At 70.7% G+C, this 13,901-nt stretch carries 10 protein-coding genes; 1 reads left to right on the forward strand and 9 read right to left on the reverse strand.

What is annotated here, in order from left to right; all coding sequences use genetic code 11:
• Positions 1–178: 178 nt before the first annotated feature.
• Positions 179–1,201 (forward strand): LacI family DNA-binding transcriptional regulator, encoded by a 1,023-nt coding sequence (locus tag FHT38_RS11300; RefSeq protein WP_183491819.1) that lies wholly within the window; start codon positions 179–181, stop codon positions 1,199–1,201.
• 88 nt (positions 1,202–1,289) lie between these two features.
• Here FHT38_RS11300 and FHT38_RS11305 read toward each other — a convergent pair whose 3' ends face one another.
• The 9 genes from FHT38_RS11305 to surE all read right to left on the reverse strand — a co-directional run bounded on the left by FHT38_RS11305 (position 1,290) and on the right by surE (position 13,858).
• Positions 1,290–4,562, reverse strand: a complete 3,273-nt coding sequence (locus FHT38_RS11305) for an efflux RND transporter permease subunit (RefSeq protein WP_183491820.1) — start codon at positions 4,560–4,562, stop codon at positions 1,290–1,292.
• A gap of 153 nt (positions 4,563–4,715) precedes the next feature.
• A complete protein-coding gene (locus FHT38_RS11310; RefSeq protein WP_183479898.1) occupies positions 4,716–5,870 on the reverse strand; it encodes an efflux RND transporter periplasmic adaptor subunit in 1,155 nt (384 codons plus the stop codon).
• A 268-nt stretch (positions 5,871–6,138) separates the two neighbouring features.
• Positions 6,139–7,374 carry an MFS transporter gene (locus FHT38_RS11315; RefSeq protein ID WP_183491821.1) on the reverse strand — a complete coding sequence of 412 codons (1,236 nt, stop codon included), beginning with the start codon at positions 7,372–7,374 and terminating at the stop codon, positions 6,139–6,141.
• A gap of 55 nt (positions 7,375–7,429) precedes the next feature.
• Positions 7,430–8,548, reverse strand: coding sequence for a chorismate synthase (aroC, locus tag FHT38_RS11320; RefSeq protein ID WP_183491822.1), 1,119 nt, complete (start codon positions 8,546–8,548; stop codon positions 7,430–7,432).
• Between the two features lie 101 nt (positions 8,549–8,649).
• Complete coding sequence (gene rlmD, locus FHT38_RS11325) at positions 8,650–10,110, reverse strand: 23S rRNA (uracil(1939)-C(5))-methyltransferase RlmD (RefSeq protein WP_183491823.1); 1,461 nt, start codon at positions 10,108–10,110, stop codon at positions 8,650–8,652.
• A gap of 55 nt (positions 10,111–10,165) precedes the next feature.
• Positions 10,166–11,299, reverse strand: a complete 1,134-nt coding sequence (gene rpoS, locus FHT38_RS11330) for an RNA polymerase sigma factor RpoS (RefSeq protein ID WP_183491824.1) — start codon at positions 11,297–11,299, stop codon at positions 10,166–10,168.
• A gap of 24 nt (positions 11,300–11,323) precedes the next feature.
• Positions 11,324–12,205 (reverse strand): peptidoglycan DD-metalloendopeptidase family protein, encoded by an 882-nt coding sequence (locus tag FHT38_RS11335; protein WP_183491825.1) that lies wholly within the window; start codon positions 12,203–12,205, stop codon positions 11,324–11,326.
• Positions 12,206–12,260: 55 nt separating this feature from the next.
• Entirely contained in the window at positions 12,261–13,106 is an 846-nt protein-coding gene (locus FHT38_RS11340; RefSeq protein ID WP_091724845.1) for a protein-L-isoaspartate(D-aspartate) O-methyltransferase, read from the reverse strand.
• A complete protein-coding gene (surE, locus tag FHT38_RS11345) occupies positions 13,103–13,858 on the reverse strand; it encodes a 5'/3'-nucleotidase SurE (RefSeq protein WP_183479922.1) in 756 nt (251 codons plus the stop codon). Before surE ends, FHT38_RS11340 begins: the two co-directional genes overlap by 4 nt.
• Between the last annotated feature and the right edge of the window lie 43 nt (positions 13,859–13,901).

Consider the following 13,901-nt stretch of genomic DNA (forward strand, 5'->3'; position numbering starts at 1 on the left):
CGGTGGGCCGTCCGACGGTTGGGATAGCGCTATCTTAGGTGGTGCATCCAGGCACCAGGAGAGGGATTACGCGTAGTTTCGGGGCGCGTCGATCGATGCGCGGCCGCGGTTCGCCGGGCCACAGGCCTCGGGTCCGACCCGGCTGGCGACGCAGGGGGATAGCGCTATCCTCCCGCCGATGAACCCGCCCTCCTCCAAACGCCGCCGCGCCACCGGCCGGGCCACGCTGCAAGACGTCGCCCTGGCCGCCGGCGTGAGCCCGATCACCGCCTCGCGCGCGCTGCGCGGCGAGCGCAGCGTGGCGGCGGAGCTGGTGCAGCGCGTCACCGCGGCCGTCGCCCAGCTCGGCTACGTGCCGGATCCGGCGGCCCGGGCGCTGGCATCCTCGCGCAGCAACCAGGTGGTGGTGCTGATCCCGCTGCTGTCGAACGCGCTGTTCGTCGACCTGCTGGACGCGGCGCAGCGCACGCTGCTGGCCGCCGGCTACCAGAGCCTGATCGGCGTGACCCACTACCACCCCGAGGAAGAAGAGGCGCTGCTGCGCACCTACCTGATGAACCGTCCGGCGGGGTTGCTGGTCACCGGCTTCGACCGCACCGACGCGGCCCGGGCGCTGATCCACGGCAGCGGCGTGCCCTGCGTCCACGTGATGGAGAACCGCGGCGAGCCGGGCCTGTATTCGGTCGGCTTCTCGCAGCAGGCGGCCGGTCACGCGATGACGGCCGAGCTGATGCGGCGCGGTTATCGCCGCATCGCCTTCGCCGCAGCGCAGCTGGACCCGCGCACGCTGCAGCGCGCGCAGGGCTATCGGGAAGCGCTGGGCGCGGCGCACGATCCGGCGCTGGAGTTCATGGACGCGGCACCGTCGTCGTTCGCGCTCGGCGCGGCGATGTTCGAGCGCGTCCTGCAGGCCGTGCCCGATGTCGACGCGATCTTCTTCAACAACGACGACCTGGCCCAGGGCGCGCTGCTGCAGGCGCTGCGGCTGGGGATCCGGGTGCCCGAGCGCGTCGCCGTCGCCGGCTTCAACGACCTCACCGGCGGCGGCCAGATGCTGCCGCCGCTGAGCACCGTGCGCACGCCTCGCGGCGAGATCGGCCTGGAGGCCGCGCGCATGCTGGTCGCGCTGATGCGCAACGAAGCGGTCCCCGAGCCCTGCCTGGACCTGGGCTTCGAGCTGGTCTTGCGCGAGAGCTGCTAGGCGCCGACATGAACGACAACGCCGGATCGTTGCCGATCCGGCGTCCGTGTCATCGACGACGGGCGCCTGGCCCGTCGCGCGTGCGGCCTCAGTCGGCGATGCCTGGCGTCGGCGTGCCCGGGCCGATCGCCGGGCCTGCCGGGCGCTCGTCCGCCGTGGCGTCGAGGTCCGCATCGGACGGCGTCGACGTCGCCGCGAAGGTCTTGCGGCCCTTCACCAGGTAGGAATAGATCACCGGCACCACGACCAGCGTCAGGATCGTCGAGGTGATCACGCCGCCGATGATCGCGCGCCCCATCGGCGCCTGGATCTCGCCGCCCTCGTTGAGCGCGATCGCCATCGGCAGCATGCCGAACACCATCGCCGCGGTCGTCATGATGATGGGCCGCATCCGCGTCAGGCCGGCCTGCAGCAGCGCCTCCGGCACCGACAGCCCCTGGTCCTTGCGCGCATGGTTGGCGAAGTCCACCAGCAGGATCGCGTTCTTGGTCACCAGGCCCATCAGCATCACCAGGCCGATCATCGAGAACACGTTCAGCGTCGTCTTCCACAGCAGCAGCGCCAGCATCACCCCGATCATCGCCAGCGGCAGCGAGGCCATGATCGCGATCGGCTGCACGAAGCTGCCGAACTGGCTGGCCAGCACGATGTAGATGAAGATCAGCGCCAGCCCCATCGCGATCAGCAGGCCGTTGAAGGCCTCCGCCTGCTGCTTGCCGTCGCCGTCGACCATGAAGCTGATGCCCGGCGGCAGCTGCGTCTCCTTGATCAGCTTCTGCACGTCGGCATTGACGTCGCCACCGGGGCGGCCCTGCACGCCGGCGTAGACCGCCTCGCGGCGCTGCAGGTTCTGGCGACGGATCACCTCGGGGTTGAACACCGGCTCGATGGTCGCGACCTGCTCCAGCGCGATCGGCGAACCGTCGCGGGCGAAGGCCACCGGCAGGTTGCGCATCTGCTCGATGCTCTGGCGCTGCGCCTTGGGCAGGCGCAGCAGCACCTCGACCTGGTTGCCGTCGGGCGTGGTCCAGTAGGTCGCGATGTCGCCGTTGACGTAGGCCCGCAGCGAGGACGCCACCTGCACCGCGTTGAGCCCCAGCTCGCGCACCGCCGAGTCCTTGAGCTTGACCGCGTAGGCCGGCAGCCCCGGCTTGACCGTGGTGTCCACGTCCACCGCGCCCTTGATCTTCTTGACCTTCTCGGCGAAGTCCTTGGCCACCTGGGTCAGCACTTCCGGATCGGAACCGAGGATGGTCACCCACACCGGCCGGTTGAAACCGACGCTGACCTCGACGCCGGGGATGCGCGCGATCTCGGCGCGGATCGCGTCCTCCACCTGCATCTGGGTGCGCTTGCGCAGCTTGCGGTCGACCAGCGCGATGTCCAGGTTGGCCTGGTTGCGGCCGGTGGCCATGCCCTCCCCGCTGCTGCCCACGACGGTCGCGACGGTCTTGATCTCGGGGAAGGTGGCCAAGATCTCCTCGACCTGGCGCACCTTGGCCTCGCCACGCTCCAGGCTGGTCGCCACCGGCATGCGCAGCGTCAGGTGGGTGAAGCCCTGGTCGATCTGCGGCTGGAACTCGCTGCCCACCGCCGGCACCAGCAGCAGGGCCAGCACGAAGCTGCCGACGCCCGAGCCGGTCACGATGCCGCGCGGCGTGATGGTGGCCAGCCGCAGGCGGCGCGGCGCGCTCGTCAGGCGCTGGCCGTCCGGCCCGAACGGGCGACCGAAGGCCGGCAGCGGCGGCACCAGCATCCGGTAGCGGCGGCCGGAGAACACCCAGCGCAGCGTCTTCTCGTAGACGTCGTGGAGCAGGTCCATGCCGCGGTCGGTCGCGCGCACCAGGTGGCCGATGACCGGCACCTTCTTGATGTAGGTGCTCGGCGGATCGGGCCAGACCGAGGACAGCATCGGGTCCAGCGTGAAGCTGACGAACAGCGACACCAGCACCGCCACCGCGACGGTGATGCCGAAGGGATAGAAGAACTTGCCGACGATGCCGCCCATGAAGGCGACCGGCACGAACACCGCGCAGATCGCGAAGGTCGTGGCCATCACCGCCAGGCCGATCTCGTTGGTGCCGTCCTCGGCCGCGCGGTGGTGGTCCTTGCCCATGCCGACGTGGCGCACGATGTTCTCGCGCACGACGATGGCGTCGTCGATCAGCAGGCCGATGCACAGGCTCAGCGCCATCATCGTCATGAAGTTCAGCGTGAAGCCGAAGGCATAGATCGCGATGAAGCTGGAGATCACCGAGATCGGCAGCGTCAGCCCGGTGATGATGGTCGAGCGCCAGCTGTGCAGGAACAGGAACACGATGGCGATGGTCAGCAGCGCGCCCTCGATCAGGGTGTGGCGCAGGCCGTCCAGCGAATGCTTCACGAAGTCGCTGTTGACGTAGACCAGCCGCAGCTCCATGTCCTTGGGCAGCGTCTTGCGCATCTCCTCGACCGCCGCCTTGACCGCCTCGCCGGTGGCGACGATGTTGGCGTCCTGCTGCTTGAAGATGTTGAAGGTGACGGCGGGCTGGCCGTTGATGCGGGCGATGCTGTCGAGCTCGCGTTCGCGCTCGCTGAGCGTGCCCAGGTCACCCAGCGTCAGCGGCAGGTCGCCGCGGCGGCCGACAACGACATTGGCGAATTCCTTCGGATCCTTGACCTTGCCCTCGACGCGCAGCATCGCGTCATCGAAGCGGTTGGAGATCAGGCCCACTGGCGCGTCGGTGTTGGCGGCGTTGAGCGCCGCCGAGATCTGCGCCGGCGTGATGTTGAAGGCGCGCAAGCGGGTCGGGTCCAGGTCGATGCGGACCTCGCGCACCGCCATGCCGCCGACGTCCACCTTGGCCACGCCCTCGACGCGCCCCAGCCGCTTGGAGACGGTCAGGTCGGCCATCATCGACAGCTCGCGCAGCGTGCGGTCCGGGCTCATCAGCGCGGCCACGATGATGGGCTGCGCGTTCTCGGTCTGGAAACGCTGCACCATCGGCGGCTTCACGTCGCGCGGAAACTGCGCCTGGGCCTGCGCCACGCGGTCGCGGATCTCCTGCATGCCGCGGTTCATGTCGGCGTTCAGCGAGAACTCGACCGAGGCCTGCATCCGGCCCTCGAAGCTGCGCGACTGCACCCGCTCCACGCCGGCGATGGTGTTGAGCGCCTCCTCGAGCGGCTTGGCCACCTCGCGCTCCACCGCCTCGGGCGAGGCGCCGGGGTACTGGATGTCGATCTGGGCACCGGGGAAGGTGATGTCGGGCGACTGCTCGACGCCCAGCTTGGAATAGGCGACCAGCCCCAGCACGCACAACGCGACCATGACCATGGTGGCGAAGACGGGGTTGCGGATCGAGACACGGGTCATCCACATGGGAAGCTCCCTTCGAGGGTTCGGTTCGGTCGTGGCCGGTCGGGCCGGTCGGGCCAGGCAGACGCGCGCGGCACCGGCGGTCGGCCGTTCTTGTCGTTCTTTCCGCCAGGCCCCGGGCGCGGCAGCGCCGCCGCCGCTGGGCCCGGGCGGCGATTACTGGGCGGTCGCGCCGCTCGCGGCGACGCTGGCCATGCTGGCCTTGGGCGCGCGGATCTCGGCGCGCTCGCCTTCCTTGAGGTTGTCGAAGCGCGCGCCCAGCACCTGCGACTGCGGCGTCACGCCGGCCAGGATCTCCACGCGCCCTTCGCGCGGATCGCGCCGGCCGGTGGTCACGATGCGGCGCACCAGCATGCCTTTCTCGATCAACCAGACATGTTCCTGGCCGGACACCGCGCCCACCGCCGTGGACGGCACCGTCAGGCGCGGCTTGTCGTCGGGCAGCTCGACGCGGGCGACGGCGTACTGGCCGGCACGGAAACGCTCGCCGGTGTTGTCCAGCGTCAGCGTCACGCCGATCGAGCGGGTGCCGGGCTCGGCGGCCGGCGCGATGCGGGCGATGCGGGCCGTCACCGGCTCATCGCTGCCCTCCACCTTGACCTGCACCGTCATGCCGGGCGAGAGCTTGCCCACCTCGTGCGTGCCGACCAGGCCGGCGAGCTCCAGCTTGGACAGGTCGACGATGGTCAGCACCTGCTGCTCCGCGGCGACCTTCTCGCCGGGCAGCGTGTGCCGCTTGGCGACGATGCCGTCGATCGGCGAGATCAGCGCGGCCTGGCGCAGCAGGACCTCGCTGGTGCCGAGCTGCGCCTGCGCGGACAGCATCTGGCCGCGCGCGGACTCGAGTTGCGCGCGGGAGTTGTCCAGCGCCGTCGGCGCGATGAAGTTCTGCGAGGCCAGGCCCTGGTTGGCCTTGTACTGGCGCTCGGACTGCTCGTACATGGCGCGGGCCGATTCGACGCTGGCATTGCGCTCGGCCACCTTGTGGCGCAGTTCCTCCAGGTCCAGCTGGCCCAGCGACTGGCCGGCCTTGACCCGGCTGCCCTCGCCCACCGTCAGGCGGTCCAGGCTGCCCGAGGCCTTGGCACGGACGATCACGGTATTGGGCGCGACCAGCGGGCCGGAGAACTCGATCAGGCCCGGCATCGGCGCCATCGTCGGCTTGATGACCTCGCCCGCCTGGAACTCCAGGGCCGGCTTGGCCGCGTCCTTCTTCGCCGCCGGAGCGCTGCTCCCGCTCGTGGCGTACACGCCGGCGCCGCCCGCCAGGACGGCCACCGCCACGCCACCCAACCACCATTGCTTGCGCATGATCTCCCCCATCCGTCGACACGGGATCACCGGTTCGATGATCCTTGAATGCGGCGGAGTGTAGGAATCCCCAAATTGATGCGGGAGACAGACGCGACGAACTGCTGTTTGTGCGTCATGGCCTGCTTATCTCTGGGACTGAAATCGGCCGTCTCAACGACAAATTGCTAGTCGGAGCGACGAAAGCACAGAAGGAGGCGAGGGCGCTCGATTGCCTTTTGGCTTTCAGAACCGGCGAGGCCATAGCGCCGGACCAGGCGGGCGGCGCTCAGGCCGGCTGCAGCGGATCGCGCTTCGCGCAGCGCCAATGACAGACCGCACCGACGAGCGCGAAGGCCGACGCGGCCCAGAAGCAGGCCGCGTAGCCATGACTTTCGGCGAGCCAGGCGCCGCCCAGGCTGCCCAGCACGCCCGAGACCCCGTAGCCCAGCACCGCGTACAGCGCCTGGCCGCGGCCCTGCAGCCGGCCGGGGAAATAGCGCCCGATCAGGCCGATGCAGGCGGTGTGCTGCGCGGCGAAGGTGACCGCGTGGCAGCACTGGAGCAGGACCATCGCCACGAGACTCGCGCCCAGCCCGGCGGTGCCCGCCAGCCGGAACGCCGCCAGCAGCGCCGCGACGATGAGCCAGTGATGCAGGTGCTGCTGCCGGACCCAGCGGCCCTGGAAGGCGAACCAGGCGATCTCCGCCGCGACCGACACCGCCCACAGCGCCCCCACCTGCCCCTTCCCGTAACCGAGCCGGTCCAGGTAGAGGCTGTAGAAGGCGTAGATGGCGGTGTGCGCCAGCACGGTGAAGAACATGCCGAGGAAGAACCAGCCGACTTCCGGTCGGCGCAGCGTGGCGGCGATGGAGACCGGCGCCGCCGCGTCGTGCTGGACGGCGGCTCTGCGCGGCAGCCGCCAGGCGGCGATCACCAGCGTCGTGAGCCCCGCGACGATGGTCCACGGGAACACCGCCATGCCGGCCGCGTCGAACCACCAGCCGCCGCCGACGACGGTCGCCAGGAAGCCGACCGAACCCCACAACCGCACACGGCCGTAGCGCTTCGGATCCATGCCGACGCTGGTGGCCAGCTCATGCGCGATCAGCGCCTCGTTGAGCGGCGTCACGCAGGCGTTGAAGAAGTACATGAGGAACACGACCAGCGTCAGCCCGAGCACCGACGCGCCACTGCCGCTGCCGCTTGGCGACACCAGCAGCAGGCCGCAGGCGCTGATCCAGCAGGCGAGCGCCGCGGCCCGGATCAGCTCGACGCGCCGGCCGCTGCGGTCGGCCACCAGGCCCCACAGGTAGGGCGCGAACAGCCGGGTCCAGCTCTGCATCGACACCAGCAGCCCGATCGCCACCACCGGCAGGCCGAGCGACTTGTACCAGAGCGGCGCGAACGGGTTGAACAGGCCGATGCTGCCGTAATAGGCGCAGCCGAGCAGCGCGCTCGCGCGCAGCACGCGGGCGTCGTCCGGCGTCGCCGGGACGGCCGACGGGGCGATGGATCGGGCCATGAGGCAGTCGGGGGGCGGACGGGGACCGCGCCGGCGTGCGGGCCCGGTCGCGGCTTCAGCCCGCGTCGGGGTGACGCGGAGCGACCGCGGCGATTGCAGGGATGGGCAGCTCGACGTCGCCGCACTGCGCGCGGTCCATCAGCACGTGGTCCATGACGACCAGCGCCAGCATCGCCTCGGCGATCGGCGTCGCGCGGATGCCGACGCAGGGATCGTGGCGGCCGAAGGTCTCGACCGTCGTGGGCTCGCCGGCGCGGTTGATGGATGCCTTGGGCGTGCGGATGGAGCTGGTGGGCTTGATCGCGATCGACACGCGCAGGTCCTGGCCGCTGGAGATGCCGCCCAGCACGCCGCCGGCGTTGTTGCTGGCGAAGCCCGCCGGCGTCAGCTCGTCGCCATGCTGGCTGCCGCGCTGGCGCACGCTGTCGAAGCCGGCGCCGATCTCGACGCCCTTGACCGCGTTGATGCCCATCATCGCGTAGGCGATGTCGGCATCGAGCTTGTCGAACAGCGGCTGGCCCAGGCCGGCCGGCATGCCGGTGGCCTCGACCATCAGCTTCGCGCCGACCGAGTCGCCGTCCTTGCGCAGCGCATCCATGTAGTCCTCCAGCGCCTGGATCTGCGAGGCGTTGGCGGCGAAGAAGGGGTTCTGGCCGACGTGCTCCCAGCCCTCGAAGGCCAGGTCGATCTCGCCCAGCGCCGTCATGCAGCCGCGGAACCGGACGCCCAGTTCCTGCTTCAGCCATTTGCGGGCGACGGCGCCGGCGGCCACCATCGGCGCGGTCAGCCGGGCCGACGAGCGCCCACCGCCGCGCGGATCGCGCAGGCCGTACTTGCGCCAGTAGGTGTAATCGGCGTGGCCGGGGCGGAAGGTGTCGAGGATGTTCCCGTAGTCCTTGCTGCGCTGGTCCACATTGCGGATCAGCAGGCAGATCGGCGTGCCGGTGGTCAGGCCCTCGTAGACGCCGGACAGGATCTCGACCTGGTCGGGCTCCTGCCGCTGCGTGACGTGGCGCGAGGTGCCGGGGCGGCGGCGGTCCAGCTCGGGCTGGATGTCCTCGACCGACAGCGCCAGCCCGGGCGGGCAGCCGTCGATCACGCAGCCGATGGCCGGGCCGTGACTCTCGCCGAAGTTGGTGACGCGAAACAAGCTGCCGAAAGTGCTGCCGGACATCTGGAGAACCTGCCGAGGCGAGAAACCGAAGCTGCCGATTCTACGAGCGCGCCCCGGGTCGAGGACTCATGCTGCGCCCGCGCCGCCCGCCGCCAGCCTCATCAAGCGATGAAGCCAGCGCTCGGCGGCGGCGAGGCGTCGCCCTGCGCCGCGGTCCGGGCCTGGGCCTGGGCCTGGGCCTGCGCTTGCGCCTGCGGATCCCGCTCGAAGACGGCGATCGATTCCACGTGCGCCGTGTGCGGGAACATGTTCACCGCGCCGGCCTGCACGCAGCGGTAGCCGGCGACGTTGACCAGCAGCCCCGCGTCGCGCGCCAGCGTGGCCGGCGCGCAGGACACGTAGACGATGCGCTCGGGCGGCGTCCAGCCGGGTGCCAGCGATGGGTCCTGGACCAGGTCCGCCAGCGCCTTGACCAGCGCGAAGGCGCCTTCGCGCGGCGGATCGATCAGCCAGCGGTCGGCGGCGCCGTCGGCCACCAGCAGCTGCGGGGTCATCTCGAACAGGTTGCGCGCGACGAAGCTGGCCTTGTGGTCGAGCGCATTGCGCTTGGCGTTCTCCCGCGAGCGCTGCACCAGCGCCTCGCTGCCCTCGATGCCGAGGACCTCGCGCGCCTGCGTCGCCAGCGGCAGGGTGAAGTTGCCCAGGCCGCAGAACCAGTCGATGACGCGCTCACCGGCCTGCACGCCCAGCAGCCGCAGCGCGCGGCCGACCAGCACCGTGTTGATGTGGTGGTTGACCTGGGTGAAGTCGGTCGGCTTGAACGGCATCACGACGCCGAACTCCGGCAGCGTGTAGGCCAGCTCCGGTCCGTCCGCATCGAGCAGGTGCACCGTCTCCGGCCCCTTGGGCTGCAGCCACCATTGCACCCCGTGCTCGGCGGCGAAGGCGCGCAGCCGGGCGACGTCGCCCGCGCTCAGCGGCTCCAGGTGGCGCAGCACCAGCGCGATCACCTGCGTGCCGCCGTTGTCGCCGATGGCCAACTCGATCTGCGGCAGGCGGTCGCGGCCGTCCATCGCGCCGATCAGCTCGCGCAGCGGCAGCAGCATCGCGCTGACCTTCTCGGGCAGCACCTTGCAGACCTGCATGTCGGCGATGTAGCGGCTCTTGCGCTCATGGAAGCCGACCAGCACATGGCCCTTCTTCGGCACGTAGCGCACCGACAGGCGGGCGCGATAGCGGTAGCCGGTGGCCGGCCCCTCGATCGGGCGCAGCAGCGCCTCGGCCTTGACCTTGCCGAGGTGCCACAGGTTGTCCTCGAGCACGCGCTGCTTGACCGCCACCTGGGCGCCGGGATGCAGGTGCTGCATCTTGCAGCCGCCGCAGGCGCCGGCATGCAGCCCGAAATGCGGGCAGACCGGCCGCACCCGCTGCGCGCTCTCGCGGCGCATCGCGACCATCGCGGCCTGCTCCCAGTTGTTCTTCTTGCGGCCGACGGCGACCTGGACTTCTTCGCCGGGCAAGGCGCCCTCGATGAACACGACCTTGCCTTCGCTGTTGTGGGCGACGCCCTGCGCTTCAAGGTCCAGCGACTCGACCTTCAGCCATTCCGATACATCAGTCATGGGCGCGCATTATCCCAGCGACGTCCGGCGCGGGCGTCACGGCGAGCGCCGCGAATCAGAAGATCGAATCCCGACTGATGCCCTGCCGCATCATGTTGCGCTTGAGCTTGGCCAGCGCCTCGATCTGGATCTGCCGGATGCGCTCGCGGGTCAGGCCCAGCCGCACGGCGAGGATGTCCAGCGTCTCCGGCTCGCGGTCGGCCAGGCCGTAGCGGCCGGAGAGCACCTCGCGCTCGCGGTCGCTCAGCGAGGCCAGCCCGCTCTTGAGCAGGTCCTCCAGCTCATGGCTGAGCCGGTGGCCCGCCGGGTCGACCGCCTGCTCGTCGGCGACCAGGTCCAGCATCGATTCGCCGCCGTCGCCATTGCGGTCCACCGGCGAATCGAGCGAGCTGGGCAGTTCCGCATAGGCGAGCAGCTCGGCGATCTCGTCGACCGGGCGACCGAGCGCTTGCGCGACATCCTCGGCGCGCACCGCGCCTTCGCCGCCGCGCTGCGCCGCGAGCGCCTCCAGCGCGCGACGCGCCTTCAGCACCTGGTTGAGCTCGCGCACGATGTGCACCGGCAGCCGCACCAGCCGCGCCTGATGCATCAGCGCGCGCTCCACCGCCTGGCGGATCCACCAGCTGGCGTAGGTCGAGAAACGGAAACCGCGCTCGGGCTCGAACTTGCCGATCGCGTGCATCAGGCCGAGGTTGCCTTCCTCTATGAGGTCGCTCATCGGCAGGCCGCGGCCCAGGTAGTTCTTGGCGATGCTGACGACCAGCCGCAGGTTGTGCTCGATCATCGCCTGGCGCGCCTCGAAGTCTCCGGCGCGCGCCTTGACGGCGGTGTCGTACTCCTCCTGAGGCGTCAGCAGCGGGGTGCGCCGGATGTCGCGCAGGTAGGCCTGCAGCGCGTTGGTCGCGTCGCCGTCGGCGGGACCCAGGTCGCCCTTGCCGTTCCTGGACTTGCTCTTGCCGTCCTCGGACTCGGCGCTGCGCAGCGCGCGGACTTCATCGTCCTCGTCGGCCACGACCTCGGGACTGTCCGCCGCATCGCCCTCGGCCGGCGCGGCGGCGTCATGGTCGTCAGCCGGCTCGGCGGACTCGGCCGCCAGCTCGGGCGGCAATCTGAAACGGCCTGGATGACCGGGGCGGTCCAGGCCGTCGGGCGAGAGTCCATCTGACGAAGAGGCGCGTTGCAAGGTCATGTTGCGGCGCCTCCTTGAGCGCCCTCAGCGCGCGGGCAACAGCTTCGACGGATCGATCGGCTTGCCCTGCTTGCGCACCTCGAAGTGCAGCTTCACCGAATCCGCGTCGCTGCTGCCCATCTCGGCGATCTTCTGGCCCTTGCGCACCACCTGGTCTTCCTTCACCAGCAACGTCTGGTTATGCGCGTAGGCCGTCAGATAGTTCGTGCTGTGCTTGATGATGATCATGTTGCCGTATCCGCGCAACCCCGCGCCCGCGTACATCACGCGGCCATCGGCGGCGGCGAACACCGGGTCGCCGGGCTTGCCGGAGAACGCCAGGCCCTTGTTGCGGACTTCGTCGAAGCCCGCGGCCACCGGGCCGGAAGCGGGCCAGCCCCAGCTGATGTCGTCATCGTCGCGGGTGGCGGGTGCGGGCGTCGCGGCGGCGGCGGCGGGCGCCGAGGCGGCGGACGCGCTGCCCGTCGCCGGAGCCGGGGACTTGCCATCCAGCGGCCGGGTCTCGACTTTCGAGCTCGCCAGCGGCTTGGTCGTCACCGCGGTCGGATCCACGCCCGGGGGCGCCACGCGCAAGACCTGACCCACTTCGATCAGGTTGGGGTTGTCCATGCCGTTCCAGCGCGCCACGTCCTTCCAGCCCTGGCCGTTGTCCATGGCGATGCGGATCAGCGTGTCGCCGGGCTTGACGGTGTAGTAGCCGGGCTTGCCGGCGTTCTCGGCGCCGGGCAGCGGTTTCGATTCCGGCGCGGGCGTCACCGCGGTGCCCGGGATCGCGGACTGCGCGGACGCGCCCTTGCCGACGGCGCGGTCCTCCACCGGCGCGCGATGCGGTGTGTTCTGGCAGCCCGTGAGCGCCAGCACCACCACGGAGACCCAAAGCAGCGGAGAACGGAAGAGATGTTGCATGCGCGCGTGTTTGTCGTTGCGAAAGCCGAAGCGCGGGAGCCGTGAGGCTGCCGCGCTACAGGACCCCCGATTTTAGGGGCACGAACAGGACCGCTTCGTGCAGGCTGCGCACGAAGCGCGAGCCCGCCGCGTCACGGACGTGGTCGATGAGCACCAGCACCTGGCCGCGGCCGCTGGGCGCGGTCATCGGCGCGACCAGCCGGCCGCCCGGCGCGAGCTGGTCCAGCCAGGCCTTGGGGATGTCGTCGCCGCCGGCGGCCGAGATGATGCTGTCGTAGGGCGCGGACGGCGGATGGCCCAGCATGCCGTCGCCGTAAACCAGCCGCACCTGGTGGTGGCCGACCAGGTTCGCGCGGGCCTTGTCGTGCAGCGGCCGCAGCCGCTCGACCGACACGACCTGTTTCGACACTTGCATCAGCAGCGCCGCCTGGTAGCCGCAGCCGGTGCCGATTTCCAGCACCTTGCCGAGATGGCCGCGCTGACGCGCGCCCGGCGCGTCCAGCATCAGCGCCATCATCCGACCGACGACCGACGGCTTGGAAATGGTCTGGCCGTGCCCGATCGGCAGGCTGGTGTCCTCATAGGCCTGCGTCGCCAGCGCGGAGTCGACGAAGGCATGCCGGTGCACCGTCGCCAGCGCCTGCAGCACGCGCTCGTCCGTCAGGCCCTCGCGGCGCAGGCGGTCCACCATGCGCTGGCGGACGCCGGCGGAGTCCAGCCCCAGGCCGATCGGCGTCGTCTGCCGCGCCTTGATGGCGGCGGCCTGCTGCCAGTGGCCCTGCGGCTTGAGCGGCTCGCGGGCCTCGGCGGCCGCGGCCGCGGACGGCGCGCCCGGGCGCGCCGGGGCGAGCTTGTCCAGCGACAGCGGGAAGCGCTTGGGCCGGGGCGGCAGCGAGGTCATGGACGGCCGGCGGTCTGCAGCCGCTGGCGCCAGTCGTCCAGCGTCGCGTGTTCGGTGAGGTCGACCTGCAGCGGCGTGATCGAGACGGCGCCGTTGCCGGTGGCGTGGAAGTCGGTGCCCTCGCCGGCCTCGCGCTCGGCGCCGGCCGGGCCGATCCAGTAGATCATGTCGCCGCGCGGGCTGCGCTGCTGGATGGTGGCCTCGCTGGCGTGGCGGCGGCCCAGGCGCGTGATGCGGCGCGGCAGCGCGGCGGCGTCGGCGCGGTTGGGGATGTTCACGCTCAGCAGGAAGGGCCGGTCCAGTCCGCCGGCGATCACGTCCTGGACCAGCGCCCGGACCACGGCGGTCGCGGCGTCGAGGTGGCCCCAGCCCTTCTCGACCTGCGAGAACGCGATCGAGGGCACGCCGAACAGGTAGCCCTCTGTGGCCGCGGCGACGGTGCCGGAATACAGCGTGTCGTCGCCCATGTTGGCGCCGTTGTTGATGCCCGAGAGCACCAGGTCGGGCTTGTAGTCGAGCAGGCCGGTCAGCGCCAGGTGGACGCAGTCGGACGGCGTGCCGTTGACGTAGCGATAGCCGTTGGACGCCGTGTAGACCGACAGCGGCCGGTGCAGCGTGAGCGAGTTGGACGTGCCGCTGGCGTTCTGCTCGGGGGCGATGACTTCCACCGTGCCGAGCCCTTCGCAGGCGCGGACCAGGGCGGCGATACCGGGGGCCAGGTAGCCGTCGTCGTTGGCGATGAGGATGCGCATGGGGCGGCATTGTAGGCAGGCCGTCACCCCGGCGACGCGGGCC

The sequence above is a fragment of the Mitsuaria sp. BK041 genome, from assembly GCF_014193085.1.
Taxonomy (GTDB): Bacteria; Pseudomonadota; Gammaproteobacteria; order Burkholderiales; family Burkholderiaceae_C; genus Roseateles.

Excerpts from the sequence above, each read along its gene's own strand:
- FHT38_RS11300 (WP_183491819.1), top strand. The coding sequence starts at position 179 with ATGAACCCGCCCTCCTCCAAACGCCGCCGCGCCACCGGCCGGGCCACG.
- FHT38_RS11305 (WP_183491820.1), bottom strand. The coding sequence starts at position 4,562 with ATGTGGATGACCCGTGTCTCGATCCGCAACCCCGTCTTCGCCACCATG.
- FHT38_RS11310 (WP_183479898.1), bottom strand. The coding sequence starts at position 5,870 with ATGCGCAAGCAATGGTGGTTGGGTGGCGTGGCGGTGGCCGTCCTGGCG.
- FHT38_RS11315 (WP_183491821.1), bottom strand. The coding sequence starts at position 7,374 with ATGGCCCGATCCATCGCCCCGTCGGCCGTCCCGGCGACGCCGGACGAC.
- aroC (WP_183491822.1), bottom strand. The coding sequence starts at position 8,548 with ATGTCCGGCAGCACTTTCGGCAGCTTGTTTCGCGTCACCAACTTCGGC.
- rlmD (WP_183491823.1), bottom strand. The coding sequence starts at position 10,110 with ATGACTGATGTATCGGAATGGCTGAAGGTCGAGTCGCTGGACCTTGAA.
- rpoS (WP_183491824.1), bottom strand. The coding sequence starts at position 11,299 with ATGACCTTGCAACGCGCCTCTTCGTCAGATGGACTCTCGCCCGACGGC.
- FHT38_RS11335 (WP_183491825.1), bottom strand. The coding sequence starts at position 12,205 with ATGCAACATCTCTTCCGTTCTCCGCTGCTTTGGGTCTCCGTGGTGGTG.
- FHT38_RS11340 (WP_091724845.1), bottom strand. The coding sequence starts at position 13,106 with ATGACCTCGCTGCCGCCCCGGCCCAAGCGCTTCCCGCTGTCGCTGGAC.
- surE (WP_183479922.1), bottom strand. The coding sequence starts at position 13,858 with ATGCGCATCCTCATCGCCAACGACGACGGCTACCTGGCCCCCGGTATC.